Source organism: Aeromonas mytilicola subsp. aquatica (assembly GCF_044336385.1).
Classification (GTDB): Bacteria; Pseudomonadota; Gammaproteobacteria; order Enterobacterales; family Aeromonadaceae; genus Aeromonas; species Aeromonas rivipollensis.
In genome coordinates, this window is record NZ_CP172298.1 from 3,713,896 (window position 1) to 3,732,700 (window position 18,805).

General features: G+C 57.2%; 16 protein-coding genes. 9 read left to right on the forward strand and 7 right to left on the reverse strand.

Annotated features, from left to right (window positions below):
• Positions 1-24: 24 nt before the first annotated feature.
• Positions 25-813, forward strand: a complete 789-nt coding sequence (locus tag ACFWHB_RS17015) for a helix-turn-helix domain-containing protein (protein WP_395948907.1) — start codon at positions 25-27, stop codon at positions 811-813.
• Here ACFWHB_RS17015 and ACFWHB_RS17020 read toward each other — a convergent pair.
• The gene (locus ACFWHB_RS17020) at positions 783-1,394 is read right to left on the reverse strand and encodes a LysE family translocator (protein WP_205597179.1); all 612 of its coding nucleotides are present in this window, start codon (positions 1,392-1,394) and stop codon (positions 783-785) included. The two genes, ACFWHB_RS17015 and ACFWHB_RS17020, sit on opposite strands and share 31 nt — an antisense overlap.
• 704 nt (positions 1,395-2,098) lie before the next feature.
• On the reverse strand, positions 2,099-2,308 hold the full coding sequence (locus ACFWHB_RS17025; protein WP_106887720.1) for a YgdI/YgdR family lipoprotein: 210 nt from the start codon (positions 2,306-2,308) through the stop codon (positions 2,099-2,101).
• 808 nt (positions 2,309-3,116) lie between these two features.
• On the opposite strand from ACFWHB_RS17025, the gene ACFWHB_RS17030 reads away from it, so the two are divergent.
• From ACFWHB_RS17030 to ACFWHB_RS17055, 6 genes are all read left to right on the forward strand, one after another.
• A complete protein-coding gene (locus ACFWHB_RS17030; protein WP_395948908.1) occupies positions 3,117-5,735 on the forward strand; it encodes an SLBB domain-containing protein in 2,619 nt (872 codons plus the stop codon).
• Between the two features lie 47 nt (positions 5,736-5,782).
• Positions 5,783-6,742, forward strand: coding sequence for a Wzz/FepE/Etk N-terminal domain-containing protein (locus ACFWHB_RS17035; protein WP_395948909.1), 960 nt, complete (start codon positions 5,783-5,785; stop codon positions 6,740-6,742).
• Between the two features lie 107 nt (positions 6,743-6,849).
• Positions 6,850-7,062 (forward strand): hypothetical protein, encoded by a 213-nt coding sequence (locus ACFWHB_RS17040; protein WP_193353984.1) that lies wholly within the window; start codon positions 6,850-6,852, stop codon positions 7,060-7,062.
• Between the two features lie 67 nt (positions 7,063-7,129).
• On the forward strand, positions 7,130-7,774 hold the full coding sequence (locus tag ACFWHB_RS17045; protein WP_395948910.1) for a YjbF family lipoprotein: 645 nt from the start codon (positions 7,130-7,132) through the stop codon (positions 7,772-7,774).
• The gene (locus ACFWHB_RS17050; protein WP_392417403.1) at positions 7,771-8,520 is read left to right on the forward strand and encodes a capsule biosynthesis GfcC family protein; all 750 of its coding nucleotides are present in this window, start codon (positions 7,771-7,773) and stop codon (positions 8,518-8,520) included. The genes ACFWHB_RS17045 and ACFWHB_RS17050 overlap by 4 nt, the downstream gene beginning before the upstream one ends.
• Positions 8,520-10,607 (forward strand): YjbH domain-containing protein, encoded by a 2,088-nt coding sequence (locus tag ACFWHB_RS17055; protein ID WP_395948911.1) that lies wholly within the window; start codon positions 8,520-8,522, stop codon positions 10,605-10,607. The genes ACFWHB_RS17050 and ACFWHB_RS17055 overlap by 1 nt, the downstream gene beginning before the upstream one ends.
• A gap of 81 nt (positions 10,608-10,688) precedes the next feature.
• Here the strand turns inward: ACFWHB_RS17055 and ACFWHB_RS17060 are convergent, their stop codons facing one another.
• The 4 genes from ACFWHB_RS17060 to trmB form a co-directional block, all read right to left on the reverse strand.
• The gene (locus ACFWHB_RS17060) at positions 10,689-11,972 is read right to left on the reverse strand and encodes a rhodanese-like domain-containing protein (protein WP_395950216.1); all 1,284 of its coding nucleotides are present in this window, start codon (positions 11,970-11,972) and stop codon (positions 10,689-10,691) included.
• A 38-nt stretch (positions 11,973-12,010) separates the two neighbouring features.
• Entirely contained in the window at positions 12,011-12,931 is a 921-nt protein-coding gene (gene glsB, locus ACFWHB_RS17065) for a glutaminase B (protein ID WP_162627312.1), read from the reverse strand.
• 97 nt (positions 12,932-13,028) lie between these two features.
• Positions 13,029-13,361 carry a YggL family protein gene (locus ACFWHB_RS17070; protein ID WP_106887723.1) on the reverse strand — a complete coding sequence of 111 codons (333 nt, stop codon included), beginning with the start codon at positions 13,359-13,361 and terminating at the stop codon, positions 13,029-13,031.
• 43 nt (positions 13,362-13,404) lie between these two features.
• The gene (gene trmB, locus ACFWHB_RS17075; protein WP_139436010.1) at positions 13,405-14,118 is read right to left on the reverse strand and encodes a tRNA (guanosine(46)-N7)-methyltransferase TrmB; all 714 of its coding nucleotides are present in this window, start codon (positions 14,116-14,118) and stop codon (positions 13,405-13,407) included.
• A gap of 277 nt (positions 14,119-14,395) precedes the next feature.
• Here trmB and ACFWHB_RS17080 point away from each other — a divergent pair, with 277 nt between their 5' ends.
• Both ACFWHB_RS17080 and ACFWHB_RS17085 read left to right on the forward strand, forming a co-directional pair.
• Positions 14,396-15,463, forward strand: a complete 1,068-nt coding sequence (locus tag ACFWHB_RS17080) for a M28 family metallopeptidase (RefSeq protein WP_111911980.1) — start codon at positions 14,396-14,398, stop codon at positions 15,461-15,463.
• 245 nt (positions 15,464-15,708) lie between these two features.
• Entirely contained in the window at positions 15,709-16,890 is a 1,182-nt protein-coding gene (locus ACFWHB_RS17085) for an aminotransferase-like domain-containing protein (protein WP_139745452.1), read from the forward strand.
• A 117-nt stretch (positions 16,891-17,007) separates the two neighbouring features.
• Here ACFWHB_RS17085 and ACFWHB_RS17090 read toward each other — a convergent pair whose 3' ends face one another.
• The gene (locus ACFWHB_RS17090; protein ID WP_395948912.1) at positions 17,008-18,558 is read right to left on the reverse strand and encodes an EAL domain-containing protein; all 1,551 of its coding nucleotides are present in this window, start codon (positions 18,556-18,558) and stop codon (positions 17,008-17,010) included.
• Between the last annotated feature and the right edge of the window lie 247 nt (positions 18,559-18,805).

The window sequence follows — 18,805 nt, forward strand, 5'->3', positions numbered from 1 at the left end:
CAGTCAGGATCACAAGGATGTGTCATGTCTCCAAGGATGGAGGTGGTTGCGCGCCAACCACAGCTGGAAGTCGCCCTGATCAGCAGCCAGGGAGGGGGTTACCCTCGCCATACCCACGAGGAATATGTGCTCTCGGCAAACTTGAGCGGCCAGGAACGTATCTGGTTTGACGGCAAGGAGCAGGAGGTGGTGCCGGGCCAGGTGACGCTCTACAACCCGCTGACCATGCAGGCCTCCACCTTTGGGGAAGATACCCGCTTCATCAGCCTGCATCTGTCACAGGAGCGGGTGAAGAGTCTGCTGGATGAGGCGGGACTCCTGCCCGGCCAGTCGCCCCCCGCATTCATGGAGGGAGTACACCAGCTCCCGGCGTTGTTCCACGCCATTCTGGACCTGCATCGACACCCCTCGGCCAACCAGCGGGAAGAGGGGCTGGTGCGCCTGCTCGCCGCTCTGCAACGCAGTAGCGACCCCACACCGCGATTGCTGCAGGGGCGGCTGCCCCAACTGCTTGACTACATGCGCGACCACCTCAGCCAGGAGATCAGCCTGGATGATCTTTGCCAGGTGGCCTGCTGCTCCAAATTCCACCTGGTTCGCAGCTTTCAGCAGGCGCTGCATGTTCCGCCCATCCACTATTTCAACCAGCTGAGACTGATGGAGGCCCGTCGCCGCCTGCTGCAAGGAGAGAAGCCCTCCCAGATAGCGCTGGCGCTGGGCTTCTATGACCAGAGCCACATGAGCAACGCCTTTCGCCGCGTCATGGGGATCAGTCCGAGCCGCTACGGAGCCCCCGGCACAAACTCGACATAACCCTGATAGATCACGTAACAGGCGAAATAGGCGAAGATCAGTGCCGACGCCAGGTAGGAGAAGCGCACCATCTTCTCCCCCAGCAACCGCCCGCCCTGATAGGCAAGGGTGCAGAGCACCAGGGCCCAGAAGATCCCCGCACTGAAGAAGCCGGAGAGGAAGAGCCCGGCATTCAGGGGATCCGCCCCCTGCCTCGCTATGATGGCGCCCCCCACGGCCGCGAACCAGAGGATGGCGGTCGGTGAGGAGAGCGCCAGTACCATGCCGCGGCCGAACAGGCGCCAGCGCCCCCCGGACTGCGCAACGCCATTCAACTCGCCATCCTGTGCCTGCAGCGCCGCGTAGCCCATCTTGATGGTCAACCAGATCAGGGTGACCGAACCAAAGATCCAGAGGCTCCAGCGCACCATTTCAAACTGCAACAGCACGGCCATGCCCGCCATGGCGAGCATGGCATAGATCAGGTCCCCCACACAGGTTCCCACCCCGAGCCAGAAGCCGTGGGAAAAACCGCGAGACATGGCCAGGGTGATCATCGCCATGTTGGCCAGGCCTATGTCCAGGCACAGAGAAAGACTCAACAGAAATCCATTGTAAAATGCCATGTCACACTTTCTCCCAGATGGTTTGATGGTAACGGTCACCCTCTCCCTGCCAGGGCCCTGCTGCCCAAGACGCGGCCAACATCGAGCTCTTTTGACTCTCACCAACCAGGCTCTCCGACAAGGCACCGAACAGCTGTCCAAGCTCGGGATCCTCTGCCCGCTGGGCCATCTCCGCGAGCAATATCATCAGGGACTCGCACAGACGGTTTTGCTGAGGGCGTGTTCCCTCAAGGTCTCCCTCCAGCTCACGCAGACTGGCAACCAGGCTCAGCACGCGGCAGATATACTCCCGCAGCCTGGGTGGGAGCGCAGGGGGCGGCATCAGCGTCAGCATATGGACAGAGTGCGTCGCCCTGGGGGGCCAAAATTCCATCTTCATCATTTACCTCCATGTAATATGAGGTCATATGACACCATTCATGATGAATTTGTATTGGAAAATATTGCCTTTTTATCCCAGCCAGACAACGGGTTCGCCAGCACCACCATGGGATTCAAGTCATAGAAAGGAGGATGAAGAAGGCAGGTATAGCCTCATTATTTAAGGGCTGTCACCCTGGCTGGACATGTCGACCAAGGATGGGGCCACCTCTTGTAACGATGAATAAATGCCTGCCAGAAAATGGCAAGGGCGCCTCCTTCGAGACGCCCCTGTGAACACATCCAGCAGCCAGTCAGGGTCAGCGCTCCATGATCTGGGTGATGTCATCCTTGTTGATCAACATCTCCCGCCCCTCTTCGTCGTAGTAGCGGTACATGCCCGTGTCTTCATCCAGCTTGGGCTTGCTGTCGGTGGTAATCATCTTCCCGTCCCGGGTGCTCATGATGTATTGAGAGCTGCACGCCACCAGCCCCAGCATGCACACCAGGACCATCATCAGTCGTTTCATCGCCCATCCTCCTCTTCATTCTCACCATTAGGTTCATAAGTGAAGCCTAGCTCAGGCGGATTCAGGGCTGAGCCCCTGTCCGGCTAAAGCAAAATTAATTAGAAGTCAACTTCCGAAGCAATGTTTCCATTTAACCCCTGACATAGAAAAACAAAAAAACAAAAAACCAACAACAAGGAAACCGAATCGCTACACTCGGCGGCATTTTGCACTCAGAACATCAGAGATTGAGAATCATCCGACATTCAGACTGAGAATTGTCTGATATATGTTGCAAAAAAATACACCTTTGATAGATTCCGACACTGAATTCAAATGGCAACATAATTACTAAAACCATCAATAATTCATCTTTTTCGCCTCATCAGATGCGACATGATCTGTCTGGTGAGCATTTTTCATAACAAAAAAATTACATTCAATGCCGATATGTCATTCGGATGCGGTAGCTATGTCTGTTTTACCTCCAGTCCACATGGACACCACGATGAGCCCCTCATTGAGTAACTTCGCAATACTGTGACAGAGCAGCAATTTGATGCTGTTTGTGTGATGCCCTTATGTCGCCAATATATGATGGTCACGACCTGTACTGATTGCACAGTACACGAGTCAGTGAGCAGTTAAATTAACTGCCAACGATAAAACACAAGAGATCATTCACAGATATTGCAATGATGGAGCCCAATCCTTTTACAGGAAATATCGCATAAAAAGATCATCCACTTAATTCATGAGTAAACATGATTTAATTTATGTCGATGACTTGTAGCAGTCAAAACAAACACATTGCAAGGCTTTACGTAAAATGAAAGTTATAACAGCGCCATGGATCTTAGCTGCGATTAGTTTGAATATATTCGCTGCACCGCAGATAAGCCCGCAGATGATGGAGCAATTCAAGCGTCTGCCACCGGCAGAACAGCAGGCTCTGGCAAAGCAGTATGGTATATCCACTGAACAGCTAAATAGTGCCAGTGCCATTACACCTGTCACACCATCGGTTCCTGTTGCCGCCCCACGTGAACTCGATTATAGCCAGGTATCCCAGCGTCCCCTCGTTGCCGGAGTGGCACAACCAGGGGACTTGCAACCATTTGGGTATAATGTATTTGCCGGTGAGCCCATCCTGGATGCACCTATTACCGATATGCCAGTTGCAGATGACTATGTTATTGGCCCTGGAGATGAAATTCATGTTCAACTCTACGGTAAAGAAAATGCGGTTTACGATTTGAGTGTCGGCCGGGAAGGCTTTATTGATTTTCCCAGTCTCGGCCCTATCTCCGCCAGTGGCTTAACCTTCCAGCAATTCAGAAGTGACCTTGAATCCAGGATCAAGGAGCAGATGATTGGTGTAAATTCCTTCATCAGCTTTGGTTCAATGCGTTCCATGCAGGTGTTTGTGATGGGAGACGCCTACCGCCCAGGTGCTTACAATGTCAGTGGCATGGCGACCGTGACTCAGGTATTGCAGGCCGCTGGTGGCATAGACACAGTCGGTTCCTTGCGAAAAATCCAGGTGAAACGCGCAGGGCAAAATGTCATCGATGTGGATCTCTACAAGATGCTTGTCTGGGGTGATACCAGCCAAGACATCCGTTTACAAGCCGGAGATACTGTGTTTGTTCCTGCCAAGGGCAGTGAGGTCGCTATCAACGGGCTGGTCAAGCGCCCCGCCATTTACGAGCTGAGAAATTCGGCACCGCTGGCAGATGTGCTCGCACTGGCTGGCGGCGTCAAAGCCGCCGCGTTGCAAGAAGTCTCCGTAGAGCGCCACTCCGATAGCGGTCTCAGGGTGTTCAACCTGACACTGGCCAACGCCCATGATCGCCTTTTCAGTATTCGGGACGGGGACAAGATATCGGTCAAACCGAGCAGCACCGAATATAGCCAGGCGATTGTGGTCAAAGGTGCAGTAGTTCGTGATGGTGTCTACAGCTTCTCTCCCGGTACTCGGGTCAGCACTATTTTGCAGAGTGTTGAGCGAGACCTCATTTCGGCTACCGATTTGAGTTACGCTCTGGTGGTCAGAGAGATTGACTCCCAACGTAATATCAGCGTGATTCAATTCAATTTGGGCAATGCCATGCAACACCCTGGTGGCAAGGATGATGTCCTGCTTCAGGCCCGGGATCAGGTGCTGGTGTTCCGCAACGATGCTACTGACCGCCTCAGAGAGACAGCCACAACCTCAACCAAGGTGAAGGATCTCAAGGCGAAGTCTCGAGAACTGGACAACGCTGCCATGATGCGCACAGATGCATCCACCGGCGCCAATGTCACAAACGATGAATTGAATACTGATAGCCAGATCAAGCTCTCTTCACTTTCCGATAAAACCGCAACAGATGCCGTTGTGGCGGACTCCAGACAAGCCTTGTTGGCGCCAGTCATCGAGCGCCTGAAAGCGCAGTCGACTCAGGGCCAGCCGGTCAAAATCATGGAAGTCAGGGGGGAAGTGAAATACCCGGGCCTCTACCCACTGACCGAGAGCAGTCGCATGTCCGATGCCATTCTCGCCGCCGGTGGGTTCAATGAGCAGGCCAACATTGTCGAACTGTCCCGCGTCAATGAGCGTGGTGACAGCATCCTGGTCCAAAATGAGCGATTCTCTCTGGACACAGCCAATAGCCCGTACAGTTCGCCCCTCCTGCAATCCAAAGACAATATCAACGTCCTGCCCCACCCACAGTGGCGGGAAGAGGCGACCGTTCAGGTCTTCGGTGAAGTGAAATTCCCCGGCACTTATACCGTGCGTCGCGGAGAAAGCCTGCACGATCTGATCGAACGTGTGGGTGGTATTACTGCCTACGCCAATCCCAACGGTGCAATATTTGCACGTAAAGCCCTGCGTCAGCAGGAAGAACAACGGTTGGTGATGCTGCGGGATGAACTTCGCCAAGAGATATCGACCATGACCTTGCGCAGACAGAGCACCATTGCCAACTACAGCAGCTCTCCTGCCGAGGCCATGACGGTTGTGAATCAACTGGAGAACAGCAAGGCCATTGGGCGGATGACCATAGATATGCCAGCACTGCTCTCCGGAGAAAAGCAATCCGATATATTGCTGGAGGATGGCGATAAATTATATATCCCGACCATGCAGAATGTGGTCTCCATCGCAGGCATGGTGCAGTTCCCCTCTTCCCATATCTACAAAGAGGACACCAGCATCAACGAATACATCAGCCTGGCCGGTGGAACCAAAAAACAGGCCGATACCGATCGCGTCTATGTCATCAAGGCCAACGGCAGCGTGTTGTTGCCCAATGACAGTTGGTTTGGCGGACGAAAGAGCCTTGAACCTGGCGATACCATCATAGTGCCGGTGGACTCCGATTATCTGGACAACCTGAGCATCATGTCCTCAGCAACCCAGATCATGTATCAGTTGGGCGTAGCCTGGTCCGCCATCAAATAACGCGCTGGACGCGTCATTTCATATTCCATAGGACTCACGACATCATAATGGAAGCACAAAAAGTGAATGTCATTCCCTTACCGAGAGACATGTCTCCGGCAAGTGATGAAATCGACCTGCGGGAGCTGATGATTGCCTTGTGGCATGGCAAGTGGTGGATCTTTTCCACCACCTTCATTGCCACCTGCCTTGCCGTAGCCTTTGCACTCTGGAGCCCCAATATCTATCGTGCCGAGGCCTTGCTGACCCCCTCCCTTGAGCAGCAAGGTGGTGGACTCTCCGCGCTGGCATCCCGCTTCGGTGGGCTAGCCAGCCTGGCCGGTGTCGATCTTGGCAACAAAGGCGGAGATAAAGCCTCGATAGCCATCGAAGTGGGCAAGTCACGGCTGTTTCTTGGGGATTTCATCCGCCACCACCAGCTGGCTGTCCCTCTGATCGCCGCCACTGGCATAGATAAAGCAACTGGCGAGTTGATCATCGACCCTCAGATCTACGATACGGTGACCCAGAAGTGGGTGCGCGAAGTACCTGCTGGCAAGTCACCCGAGCCCACTGACTGGGAACTGATCAAGGCTTTCAGGGGGCTGGTCTCCCTCAATAGCGATCCCAAGACAGGGTTGTTGACAGTCAGCGTCGACTTTTATTCACCGCAGTTAGCCAAGCAGTGGGTGGACTGGTTGATCAATGATCTCAACCACACCATGAAACAACGGGATCAGGAGGAGGCAAAGCGCAATATTTCCTATCTGACCGAGCAATTATCCAAAACCTCTGTCGCCGATATGCAGAAGGTTTTTTATCAGCTGATCGAAGAGCAGACCAAGACCTTGATGCTCGCCGAGGTCAATCAGGAATACGTATTTAAGGTACTTGATCCTGCCGTCATAGCCGAAGAAAAAATAAAACCCAAACGGGCACTGATTGTTGTATTGGGTGCACTGTTGGGCGGTATGTTGGGAGTGATGATAGTTTTGGTTCGGTTTGCATTCCGTCATGATAAAAGATAATGGATGCAAACTGATCAAAAACGATGGCTTGCCATCATAATAGAGTAGAACGAACCTCGACTATTCTGATTTTATAAGGGAAATATATGAAGAAGAGTGTTTTGATTATGACTGCCCTGCTGGCCCTGTCCGGCCAGACCATGGCTGCTGAAACTGCTGCCGGTGCTGCTGGTGCTGCTGGTGCTGGCGCCGCTGCCGGTACCACTGCCCTTGTCGCTGTGGGTGTAGCTGCCGCGGTTGCCGTCGGCGTAGCCGTCGCCGTTGCCAGCAACGACGATGACAACAGCTCTACCTCGACTGTGACCAGCACAGCTCGTTGATATTAAGATTTAAAGACTGCCCGAGGGCAGTCTTTATTTTTATACCGATTCATTCAGTGATGCTCGCATGCTAACAAAGCGCCTTGTTATTATGCTATCCATGTTATTATTTGGCTGTGCAGATAACAACCTTGATAGCTATCAGCAACTAAAGTTTCTCTTCTCCGGGAATGAAGAAATAACGATTACCCCGGAGGCCATCAATAAATTGCCTTATGCCAGTGCATTTTTAACGATTGATGACAGACCAAAAATATTCGTCGTACTTGCATTTGTGGATAACAACAGATTGTCTTGGATCAGCAGTAACAGAGGGATAATAGTTACCGAGCATGGCCGAATAACAAAGACATTGAAGTTCGACAATGATATTGATTACTTCTTGGGTACGGTTCAGGACCCATTATCTCAGGCATCCATCACCTCAGGTGCACAGTTCAGTTACAGCGCCGAATGGGAAAATGATCGCCGCAGCGGGAGAAGCATGCATAGTGTATTCCGGCAGCTCGCGGATGAAAGCCTGGATATCAATGGCACCATCATTGCGACCTCCCTCTATGAGGAAACAGTACAGTCGATAAAAGATGGTCAAACATGGAATAATTATTACTGGCTGGACAAAAAATCTGGCCTGATCCGAAAGACCATTCAAAAACTAGGCCCTGACAACAGCACCATAGAGATGGTCTTTACCAAGCCTTACTCATCATGAAAAAAATAATACTCTCGTTATTGATAGGCTATGCACCCTGGCTTCACGCTGACAGCGTTACCAAAGTAGTCTTCGGTAATGTCAATGGCACCACCATTTCCCTTTCGGATAGTCAGCGTCTTGAACAGCTACTGAATAACAACAAGCTACCTGACCATATCTATTGGCCTGCCGCCATCATCTCATCCCCCACAGAAGAGCATCTGGCACAGCAAGCCAAGGAGCGATTGCTCAGCGATGTGAAATCACTCCAGGTGATATGGATGAGAGAACATCAAGGTGGTCTGGTTCAAACAACCCAGCAACTGTTGCGAGAGCTGGATCAGCTTGATATCACAGGCCGGATTGACATAAAGCTGGATCCCGATCTCAGCAGAATTGAACCTGCCAACAACCCTCGCTTGGCCGGTGACTATTCACTCTATGTCTCTCCTCGGCCATCCCGTTTATATTTGATGGGTTTAATCAATAGCCGCAAGTCATTGCCTCATGAACATGGAAAAGGTTTGGCTGAATATTGGCAAGGCCATAGCTTGTTGGCCGGTGCCAACCCGGGTCAGGTATATCTTATCCAGCCAGATGGCAGCATCCAGTTATCACCCGTGGCCGTATGGAATGAATATCATATAGAGCCCATGCCCGGTGCAACACTGTTTGCCGGGTTCGCTCCCGAGTTGCTGCCAGCCAAATTTAAAAACATCAATCTCCGTATTGCCGAAATGATTGCTAATCGGATACCCGAGTAATGCTAACCAGAATCGCCACTCTCTCTATTCTTGTCTCTCCTATCGCTTGCGCCAATACGGATAGTTTCTCCCCTACCTTTCCCACCCAGAGTGACTTTGGTGGCGTAGGTCTGCTTCAGATGCCAACGGCGCGCATGGCCCCAGAAGGTGAGTTCTCGTTCAACTACATGGATAACCAGGAATATCGACGCTGGTCTATCTCCATGCAGCCATTTGACTGGCTGGAAGCCACCCTGAGATACACCGATATTCGCACCCGCCTGTATAGCAATGATGAGAGCTTCAGTGGCGATCAAACCTATAAAGACAAGGGGATGGATGTCAAAGCCAGACTATGGAATGAATCCACCTGGCGCCCTCATGTCTCTGTCGGGCTTCGCGATGTCATGGGGACCGGACTCTTTGACAGCGAGTACATAGTTGCCAGCAAGCGTTACCAGAACCTGGATTTCACCCTGGGCATGGCATGGGGAAATATGGGGCAGAGTGGCAACATCAAGAACCCCTTCTGTGAACTCCGCGATGGCTGGTGCCAACGCGACGACGGGTTCTCGGGCAGTGGTGGCAAATTTGAATTTGGCAGCCTGTTCCATGGGCCTGCCGCTCTCTTTGGCGGGATAGAGTACCAGACGCCCTGGCAACCATTGAGGTTGAAACTTGAATACGATGGCAATGATTACAGTCACGAGTCGGCGGGCGTCATAACACAAAGCACCCCCATCAATGTGGGCATAGTCTACCAGCCCTATGATGCTCTCGACATGCATCTCAGTTATCAGCGCGGCAACACGCTGATGTGGGGGATGACACTGCATACCAATTTCAACGATCCCTCCTTGTCGCTACCAAAACTCATGGATCCCCCAGTTCCGGCCTATCAGACCAGCGAAACTGCCTCTCTGGATGAGGTGGACTGGCAGGATTTGTCCTCACAGCTGGCCGCCAATGCAGGCTGGCAAGAGGTTTCCCTCTACGGCGATGACGACACCCTTACCCTGGTGGGTGAGCAGACCCGCTTCCGGGAGCAGACTCAGGGCGAGCACAGGGCCACCATGCTCGCCGTCAATGACGCCCCTGCGTCGGTGAAGCAGTTGCGGATTATCGAGCAGAAGCAAGGAATGCCGCTGCAGGAGACCCGCGTCGATCTGGACTCGGTGCGCCGCGCCAACAGCGATCTTCCCCTTGGCCAGAAACAGGAGATCGAGGTCAGCCGTCAGTCGCCGACCCAGGTTCAGGGGACAAGGCGCCATGAGGCGGAGCCTCGCTCATGGAGTTTCAAGATTGCGCCCAAACTGAGCCAGTCCATCGGGGGCTCAGAGAGCTTTTACATGTATCAGGTCGGGTTGAATGCCAATACCGACTGGTACATGACAGAGCACAACTGGCTGAGCAGCACGCTCTTCTTCAATCTGTTCAACAACTATGACAAGTTCAATTACACGGCCCCCCCGCCCGATGGCGAGGCCCTGCCCCGGGTCAGAACCTGGATCCGGGAATATGTCACCTCCTCGGATGTGCTCCTGAATAACCTTCAGCTCACCCATATGGATAAATATGATGATGCCTGGTACGCCCAGGCATATGGCGGCTATCTGGAGATGATGTACGCCGGGGTCGGTGGTGAAACCCTGTATCGCCCCTTCAATCGCTCCTGGGCCATAGGGGCAGACATCAACCTGGTGAAACAGCGGGACTGGGAAAACACCCTCCAGCTGGCTGATTATCAGGTGGCGACTGGCCATGTCACCACCTACTGGCAGCCGACGTTTCTCGACAAGGTGACGGCACAGATCTCGGTGGGTCGTTACCTGGCAGGGGACTATGGTGCCACCCTCAACTTCGCCAAGAAATTTGATTCGGGAATAAGCGCCGGTTTCTTTGCGACCTTCACCAATGTGTCGGCAGAAGAGTACGGTGAAGGGAGCTTCACCAAGGGGCTCTACATCACAATCCCGTTCGACCTCATGATGTTCAAGTCCACCATAGACAGCGGTACCATCAGCTGGGTCCCCCTGACCCGGGACGGGGGTCAGATGCTGGCCAGAAAGTACGGACTCTACAGCCAGAGCAGTGTCGCCTCCTTCTGATGTGAAATGACTGCCCGTCGCAGATAAAAAAGCACCTTCCATGAAGGTGCTTTTTTGTTTCTGGCGCACGGATCTTTGCGATCAGCCCTGCGGCTTGCGCTCACCTGTGACTGTGGGGTTCTTGGGGTCTGAGCTCCACTCGTACCAGCCGCCGTCGTAGACGCTGATCCGCTTCCAGTCCATCAGCCAGGCGTAGAAGAAGGCCTCGGAGGCGCGCCAGCCGGTGCCGCAGTAGAAGGCGGCCTGCTGGGTGGGCGCTATATCCCACTGGTCCCACATGGCGAGGATCTCGCGGGCCGGTTTCATGGTGCCGTCCGGGTTGTGGAAGTCGCTCATGCTGTTGGCATCCACGCCACCGTGACCCCACTTGGCCCCTGGGATGTCGCCCTTGGGCTTGATGTAGCTGTAGCCGGAGGTGTTGCCGACAAACTCGTCCCAGGTGCGCACGCTGACCAGGGCGCTATCGGGCTGCTTGAGCAGCGCCTTGGCCTGGTCCAGGGTGGTGTAATACTCGGGGTGGGCCGGAATGGCCACGCCAAACTCCTTCACCGGCTCAAACTTGTTGGCCAGGCCGGTCTCGGTACGCAGGTGCTGCACGAACCAGGCATCCAGGCCGCCGTCCAGCAGGCGCACGTCTTCCACCCCGGCATACATCATCAGGTGAGCGGCACGGGCCGCCGCCATGGTGTTGCGACCGTAGAGGATGACGGTGGTGTCGTGGCGGATGCCGTTCTCCAGCAGCAGCTGCTTGAGGGCTTCGTCAGACACCTTGTTCCACAGCGGCTCCTCTTCCAGGCGGTTGGTGTCGATGTAACCGGCCCCCGGGATGTGGCTCAGCAGATAAGCCTTGGGGGCACCCCAGTCGACTTCGAAGACCTTCCAGTCCCCCTTGGGAGCGGCGGCCACCTGCTTGCCTGCCTGCAGATCGGCGAGCCAGAGCGGGTAGACCAGCTGCTGCCAGCGGGCCAGGTGCTCGCGCGGCGCACTCTGCCAGCCCTGCAGCTCGAACAGTTGCTTGATGCCCTGCTGGCGCAGCAGGCGGGCCACCTCGGCCACTTCCCGCGGGGCGCCGTAGAGGGCAACCGGCAGATCGGCCTTCAGCCCCTTGCTCGCGAGCGCCTTGGGCCACTCTTCGTCACTGTATTTCCACTCGGCGGAGAGGTTCTCGGCGCCAGCCACGTGGCCCCCCTGCTTCTCGCCCGCCATGGGCCAGCCCTGGTAGAAGTAGCTGGGGCGGGTATCCAGGATCACGGCCTGCTTCGCCTTGGCATCGGCCAGGGAGAGAGGGGGCAGTTCGGCGGCCAGGGCGGGCCAGGCACACCAGAGCAGCAAGGCGGCCAGGCCGCTTCGCCACAGTCCAGTCATTCGTTTCATGATGTTGTCTCGATGCATAGTGAACAAAGTTAAAAAATGGAGCGGCCGAGGCGCTCGGCCAGCAGCTCCAGCGCCGCCGTGCCCGCCAAGGAGTTGCCCGCCTTGTTGAGTTCGGGGGACCAGACGCAGACCGTCAGTTCGCCGGGGATCAGCGCCATTATGCCACCCCCTACCCCGGACTTGCCCGGCATGCCGACCCGGTAGGCGAAGTCGCCAGCCTCGTCATAGAGGCCGCAGGTGGCGAGCAGGGCGTTGACCTGCTTGGTGGTACGGGCAGGCAGCAGCTGTGTATTTTCGCCGAGCGGCGCGCCGCGGTTGGCCAGGTAGATGAAGGCCCGGGCCAGATCGACGCAGCTCATGCGGATGGCGCAGGCATTGAAGTAGCTCTGCAACACCTTGTCCACCTCGTTCTCGAAGTTGCCATAGGCCTTCATGAGGTAGGCGATGGCGGCGTTGCGGGCGGCGTGCTGATATTCGGAGCGGGCCACTACCTGGTCCGCCATGATGGCCGGATTGCCAGAGAGGCGTCTCACCAGCTCCAGGGTGCGTTGGCGCGGGGCGGTTAGCCGGGTCTCCAGCAGATCGCTCACCACCAGGGCGCCGGCATTGATGAAGGGGTTGCGGGGAATGCCGTGCTCGAACTCGAGCTGCACCAGGGAGTTGAACGGCTGGCCGGAGGGCTCCTTGCCCACCCGGGCCCAGATCTCCTCCTCCTGATAGAGGGTGAGCGCCAGGGTCAGGCTCAAGGCCTTTGAGATGCTCTGGATGGAGAAGGGCTCGAAGGCATCACCGGCGGTGAACAGCTCCCCCTCCACGGTGCAGACAGCGATCCCGAGTCTGTCCGCCGGCACCTGCGCCAGCGCGGGAATGTAATCGGCCACCTTGCCCTGCCCGAGCAGCGGGCGCACCTCTTCCAGGATGCTGGCCAGTAATTCGGATGACAACACCATAGACGATTCCATGACGTGAGACGGGGTGAGGCCAGGCTCACCGACAAAAATCCCGCCGGCGGCGGGATTTTCTATCTGCCCGAGAGGCAGTCAGATATCAGGCCGGCTCACCGTACCAGAGATCGAACAGCTCGGTGACCACCACGGCCTCCATTCCCTTGCCTTCCAGCCAGGCTTTGACGACGGCGCGGTCCTCTTCGGTGCACTTGCCCAGTTGCTGGGTGCAGATCATCCCTTCCCAGGCCAGGTGGCCGGAACCGGCGAAGGCCAGCTTACGGGGTTCAACAACCTCATCGATCATCGCATCGACTACCGCATCGATGGTCTCTTCGGCAGTGCCGACCGGGAAGTTGAAACTGATGTCGAAACCCATTTCCTGGAATTCATCGACGCGCAGTTTCTTACGCAGACGGCGGCTACGATTGGCCATGATAGCTCCTCAAGTTAGTTGATACGCGAGTTGACGTGCCAGCTCAGCTGACACGCTTGAAAATCAGATCCCAGACACCGTGGCCCAGACGATGGCCACGTTGTTCGAATTTGGTCAGCGGACGCCAGTCGGGACGGGGCACCCAGTTGCCGGTGGCGGAGGTGTTCTCGTACCCTTCGGCGGCGCTCATCACTTCCAGCATGTGCTCGGCATAGTTTTCCCAGTCGGTGGCCATGTGGAAGACACCACCTATGGCGAGCTTCTGGCGGATGTCCTGGGCGAAGGCCGGCTGCACTATGCGGCGCTTGTGGTGACGGCTCTTGTGCCAGGGATCCGGGAAGAAGAGCTGCAGGCAGGAGAGCGAGCCGTTCGGGATCATGTGCTCCAGCACTTCCACCGCATCGTGGCAGATGACGCGCAGGTTGGTGACGCCCGCCTCCTGTGCGGTGCCGAGGCAGGCACCCACGCCAGGGGAGTGCACCTCTATGCCGATGAAGTTCTTCTCGGGGGCATTCCTGGCCATCTCCACCAGGGAGGCGCCCATGCCGAAGCCGATTTCCAGCACCACCGGGGCTTCGCGGCCAAACAGCGCCACCATGTCGAGGGGCTGTGGTGCGAAATCTATGCCCATGACCGGCCAGAGCTCTTCCAGGGCCTTCTCCTGCCCTTTGGTCAGGCGGCCTTCGCGACGGACGAAGCTGCGGATCTTGCGCATGAACTTGCCGTCTTCGTTAAATACATCTTGGGTCACAGGCATAATTGTCTCGTTATTTCATCAATCCGGGTAACAGAACCGGGGTCAATCCGGGTTTAGGCCGACCTGGGTGGTTCGTTATTTCATCAATCGGCAAAAACAGGGGAGCGAATTATCCCAAGATAGGCCCAAGGCGCAAGTGTTTCGCAAAACAAATCCCCCCTGACTGACCAATTCCGCCACTGCGGTTGACAAATGCCACCCCCTTCACAGAATCTGCGGGGCGTCAGGTGCATCCTGACGCGGAAAAATAAAACCATACACAACAAAGGATTGCAGTATGAAAAAAGCCCTTTTGACCCTCGCCATCTCGGCCCTGCTGGCCGGGTGCAACCCCTCGGACAATGATTCCCAGCCCCCCGCCCCTGCCACCCAGGCCTATGAATACCTGGTGCAGCTGAGCTCGAGTGCCGAGGGAATAGGTGCCAGACCCACGGGCACCGAGGCCGAGACCCGCGCCGCCGCCTGGATCCAGGACCATCTGACCGGCTGGGGCTACGAGGTGCAGAACCAGCCCTTCACCTACACCCGAAGCGGCACCGAGAAGCACTCCCAGAACCTGGTCGCCGAGCTCAAGGGCCAGAGTGACAAGGTGATCCTCATCGGCGCCCACTACGACAGCACAGGCGAGAAGAAGGGCTCCGAAGGTGCCACCGACAACGGTGCCGGTGTCGCGGCCCTGCTGGCGGTCGCCGAGGCGCTCAAGGATCAAACCCTGCCCTACACGGTGCGCTTCGCCTTCTTCGGGGCTGAGGAGAACGGCCTCAACGGCTCCAAGGCCTATGCCGCCAGCCTGGATGCCGACGCCGTCGCCAAGCTGCTGGCCATGGTGAACTACGACACCATAGCCGGGGGCGACATCGTCTACGTCCACTCCGCCCATTCGGACGTGGCCGAGTACAACTGCGCCGAGCCGAGCCGTTACAGCTTCGATCCCAAGGTGCGTGACCGCCTGCTGGCCATCTCCAAGCAGAGCGCCACCCCGTTCGCCATTCACCCCAGCTACGGCGGCTACCCGGAAGGGGAGACCGGCAGCTGGTCGGATCATGCGCCTTTTGCCTGCCTGGGGGTGCCCATAGCCTACGTGGAAGCCACCAACTTCACCATCAACGGGGAAGATGGCTATGACGGCTACTCCCAGAGCACCAACCCGGCGCTATGGGACTGCTACGACGAGGCCAGCAAGAGCGCCTGCGATCGGGACAGCGAGACCCAGTGGGGCAAGATCTGGCACACAGAGCACGACCGCCTCGACAAGATGGCCGAACTGTTCCCGGGCCGGGTCCAGCAGCAACTCGGTGCCAACACGGATCTGATGATCAGTTTCCTGAAAGAACCCGGGCTCTAAGCACCGAGCCGATGATCTGCGTCTTCAGGCTGAAAGAACCCGGGCTCCAGGCTCAGGGCAGATGAACACCTGACAGGGGTTTTTGCGCCCCCGGCCAGGGTAGAGACGATAAAATTCGGGCAGGTGCCAAACCTGCCCTTTTTTATGGATTTTTGTGACAGCCATTGCCTCATTTCTGAAATCTGATACAAACGGATAACCTGGCGGTTGAATGGAGCGACCGCCACCTAGTCAGAGAGAACCCTATGCAGCCGTTTTTTGCCCAGCGCTTCGAGAAGGTCGAGCCTTCCTTTATCCGTGAAATCCTCAAAGTCGCCGCCAATCCGGAGATCATCTCCTTCGCCGGCGGCCTGCCCAATCCCCACCTGTTCCCGGTCAAGGCCATAGAGCAAGCCTGCCAGGACGTGCTGCGCGAACAGGGCGCCGCGGCGCTGCAATATGCCACCACCGAAGGGTTCGCCCCGCTGCGCCAGTACATCGCCGATCGCTACCAGAGTCGCCACGGCATGGTGGTCAACCCGGACAACATCCTCATCACCAGCGGCTCCCAGCAGGCGCTGGATCTGCTGGGCAAGGTGCTGGTGAACGAAGGGCAGGATCTCATCATCGAAGAGCCGGGCTACCTGGGTGCCATCCAGGCGTTCTCCGTCTATCAACCGAATTTCAAGCCCATCACCCTGGGGGAAGAGGGACTGGATCTGGCCGCGCTGGATGCGCTGCTGGAGCAGGGCTCCAGCGCCAGGCTGCTGTACGGCGTGCCGAACTTCCAGAACCCGAGTGGGGTCTCCTACAGCCGTGCCAATCGCGAAGCACTGGCCGAGCGCCTGGTGCGCCACGATCTGCTGATGGTGGAAGACGACCCCTATGGCGAGCTGCGCTTCGAGGGTGAACACCTGCCCCCCATCGCCAAGCTGGCGCCGAACAATACAGTGCTGCTCGGCTCCTTCTCCAAGACGGTGGTGCCCGCCTTCCGTCTCGGCTGGATGCTGGTGCCGGACTGGCTGCGCAAGAAGGTCACCATCGCCAAGCAGGCCACGGATCTGCACAGCAACGCCTTCAGCCAGCAGGTGCTGCACCGCTTCCTGACCGATCACTCGCTCGACGCTCATCTGGAGAAGATCAAGGAGGTCTATGGCCGCCAGCGGGCCGCCATGGAGGCCGCCCTGAGCCGTCACTGCCCGCCCGGCGTCAGCTACACCCGCCCCGAGGGGGGCATGTTCCTCTGGCTGACCCTGCCGCCCAGCATCAGCGCCATGGCCCTGTTCGACGAGGCGATCAAGGAGAAGGTCGCCTTCGTGCCCGGCGCCCCCTTCTATGTGCGCCCCGAGATCCAGAACACCCTGCGCCTGAGCTTCTCCTGTGTGGATGAGGCCACCACGGAAGAGGGCATCAAGCGCCTCTGCCGCGCCCTGTCCCGCATGCTCTGAGCCCTCCGGGGATGAAAAAAAACCAGCGACCTGGGTCGCTGGTTTTTTTATGCCTCGCCGTCAACCCCTGTGAGCGAGCGGCAAGCCATTGGAGCCGAGCGCCTTGGCGCGGCTCCCTCAGGCTGACGGCGACGTCTGGGTGGGCAGCAGGCTGGCAAAGGCCGTCATCGGCATGGGCCTGCCATAGAAGTAGCCCTGCAGGAAGCTCACCTGGCGCTCCTTCAGGTAATCGGCCTGCACCTGGTTCTCCACCCCTTCCGCCACCAGCAGCAGACCGAGCCGGGTCGCCAGATCGATGACGTTCTCGACTATGTGGCTGGAGAGCGCATCCGATCCAATCATGCCGACGAAGCTCTTGTCGATCTTGAGGAAGTCCACCTGGAAGGCCTGCAGATAGGTCAGGCTGGAGTGGCCTGTGCCGAAGTCGTCGATGGCGATGAAGACACCGAGCTGATGCAGCTCGGCAAACAGCCGATCCGTCGTCTCGTCCGCCACTATCAGCTCCCGTTCGGTCAACTCCAGCACCAGCTTGATGGGGTTCCCCCGGAAGGCGCCGATAAAGTCCCGACAATCGTCCAGCAGACTCAGATCCTTGCAGTGGCTGGCGCTGATGTTGAAACCGAAGTGGAACCCCCTGGGCATCTGGTCCGCCAGGGGGGCAAAGGCCTCCCGCACCTGGGCCATCAGCAGCCGGGTCATGGGGACTATGAGGCCGCTGTCTTCCGCCAGCGGAATGAAGCGATCCGGCGAGATCATGCCCTGACGGGGATGCTGCCAGCGCATCAGCACCTCGCAGCCGCTCCAGTGTGCATCCTCCCCCGTCACCACGGGTTGCAGATAGGGGATGAACTCCTGCTGATCCAGCGCCCGCTTCAGCTCCTGGGTCGGGGAGGTCGAGCGCCCCGTCAGCCAGAAGATCCCCACCCCGAACAGCACGCTCAGCAGGGGATAAACTATGATGCCGACCTTGGAGTAGTCCCAGATGTGGGCCCTGTATTCATCGACCGATACTCGGGTCACCACCTTGAACGGATACTTGCCGGAGGTCTCCTCCAGATAGCCCTGGCTGTCCGGCGGGATGAGGCGATCGGTGAGCTGGCTGTCCCGCTGCAGCATCTTCTGACCCACCACCAGCCCGAGGGGGGAGTTGCGGCTCAGCATGTCCAGAATGTTGAGCAGGTAGTAACCATCGACCCCCACCAGCACGCTGAAGGCGCCGATCTCCTCCCGGTAGACGATGAGGGGGCGATTCGGGGTGACGGGGTTGCCCTTCATCAGATCCAGCTTGCCACCCACGTAGTCGTTCAGCTGGATCTCCCCGCTGACCGGGCCATAGAGGGAGGTGCAGTAGATGGTCGTGCCCTCGGCCAGGTTGACGCTGCGCACATCCGGCACTGTCGCCACCTGATCCCGCAGCCCCTGAACCACCTCGAGGCAGGGCTTGTTCAAACTGCCGGCAAGGGCCGATGCCGCCTGCTGGGCGTTGTCCAGGGTGCGATCAAACATCAGCCTGGCGTGTTGCAGCCGCTCCACCGCATCCTGCCGTACCCCGGTGGCGGTCTGCCAGGTGATGACGGCGAGCCCCAGCACCATGGGCAGCAGACCCGCCAGCAGGGCACAGACCAGCCGGACATAGAATTGACGCACCCTTAAACGACGAAATGGCATAACCGTCCTCATGGTAACGGCGAAAAAGCGGACAAGTTTACCCGCCACAGCCCGCTTGGCAAGCAATGATAATGCGCTCGGGTAAAACCCGAATGGCGCCCACTCTGGGAGGCAAGCCCCACTCCCCATCCAGATCCCATGCCTTGCGCCAGCGCAAGTCCCCTGGCGCAAGGCGCGCGAGGCGGCGCCATCATGAATTTATAATGCTCATAAAAACAGGAGCTTGTCCATCCAGTGCACAGCCTCT

Excerpts from the sequence above, each read along its gene's own strand:
- ACFWHB_RS17085 (WP_139745452.1), top strand. The coding sequence starts at position 15,709 with ATGCAGCCGTTTTTTGCCCAGCGCTTCGAGAAGGTCGAGCCTTCCTTT.
- ACFWHB_RS17025 (WP_106887720.1), bottom strand. The coding sequence starts at position 2,308 with ATGAAACGACTGATGATGGTCCTGGTGTGCATGCTGGGGCTGGTGGCG.
- ACFWHB_RS17070 (WP_106887723.1), bottom strand. The coding sequence starts at position 13,361 with ATGGCCAATCGTAGCCGCCGTCTGCGTAAGAAACTGCGCGTCGATGAA.
- ACFWHB_RS17050 (WP_392417403.1), top strand. The coding sequence starts at position 7,771 with ATGAAAAAAATAATACTCTCGTTATTGATAGGCTATGCACCCTGGCTT.
- trmB (WP_139436010.1), bottom strand. The coding sequence starts at position 14,118 with ATGCCTGTGACCCAAGATGTATTTAACGAAGACGGCAAGTTCATGCGC.
- ACFWHB_RS17060 (WP_395950216.1), bottom strand. The coding sequence starts at position 11,972 with ATGACTGGACTGTGGCGAAGCGGCCTGGCCGCCTTGCTGCTCTGGTGT.
- ACFWHB_RS17055 (WP_395948911.1), top strand. The coding sequence starts at position 8,520 with ATGCTAACCAGAATCGCCACTCTCTCTATTCTTGTCTCTCCTATCGCT.
- ACFWHB_RS17090 (WP_395948912.1), bottom strand. The coding sequence starts at position 18,558 with ATGCCATTTCGTCGTTTAAGGGTGCGTCAATTCTATGTCCGGCTGGTC.
- ACFWHB_RS17080 (WP_111911980.1), top strand. The coding sequence starts at position 14,396 with ATGAAAAAAGCCCTTTTGACCCTCGCCATCTCGGCCCTGCTGGCCGGG.
- ACFWHB_RS17045 (WP_395948910.1), top strand. The coding sequence starts at position 7,130 with ATGCTAACAAAGCGCCTTGTTATTATGCTATCCATGTTATTATTTGGC.
- glsB (WP_162627312.1), bottom strand. The coding sequence starts at position 12,931 with ATGGTGTTGTCATCCGAATTACTGGCCAGCATCCTGGAAGAGGTGCGC.
- ACFWHB_RS17030 (WP_395948908.1), top strand. The coding sequence starts at position 3,117 with ATGAAAGTTATAACAGCGCCATGGATCTTAGCTGCGATTAGTTTGAAT.
- ACFWHB_RS17040 (WP_193353984.1), top strand. The coding sequence starts at position 6,850 with ATGACTGCCCTGCTGGCCCTGTCCGGCCAGACCATGGCTGCTGAAACT.
- ACFWHB_RS17015 (WP_395948907.1), top strand. The coding sequence starts at position 25 with ATGTCTCCAAGGATGGAGGTGGTTGCGCGCCAACCACAGCTGGAAGTC.
- ACFWHB_RS17035 (WP_395948909.1), top strand. The coding sequence starts at position 5,783 with ATGGAAGCACAAAAAGTGAATGTCATTCCCTTACCGAGAGACATGTCT.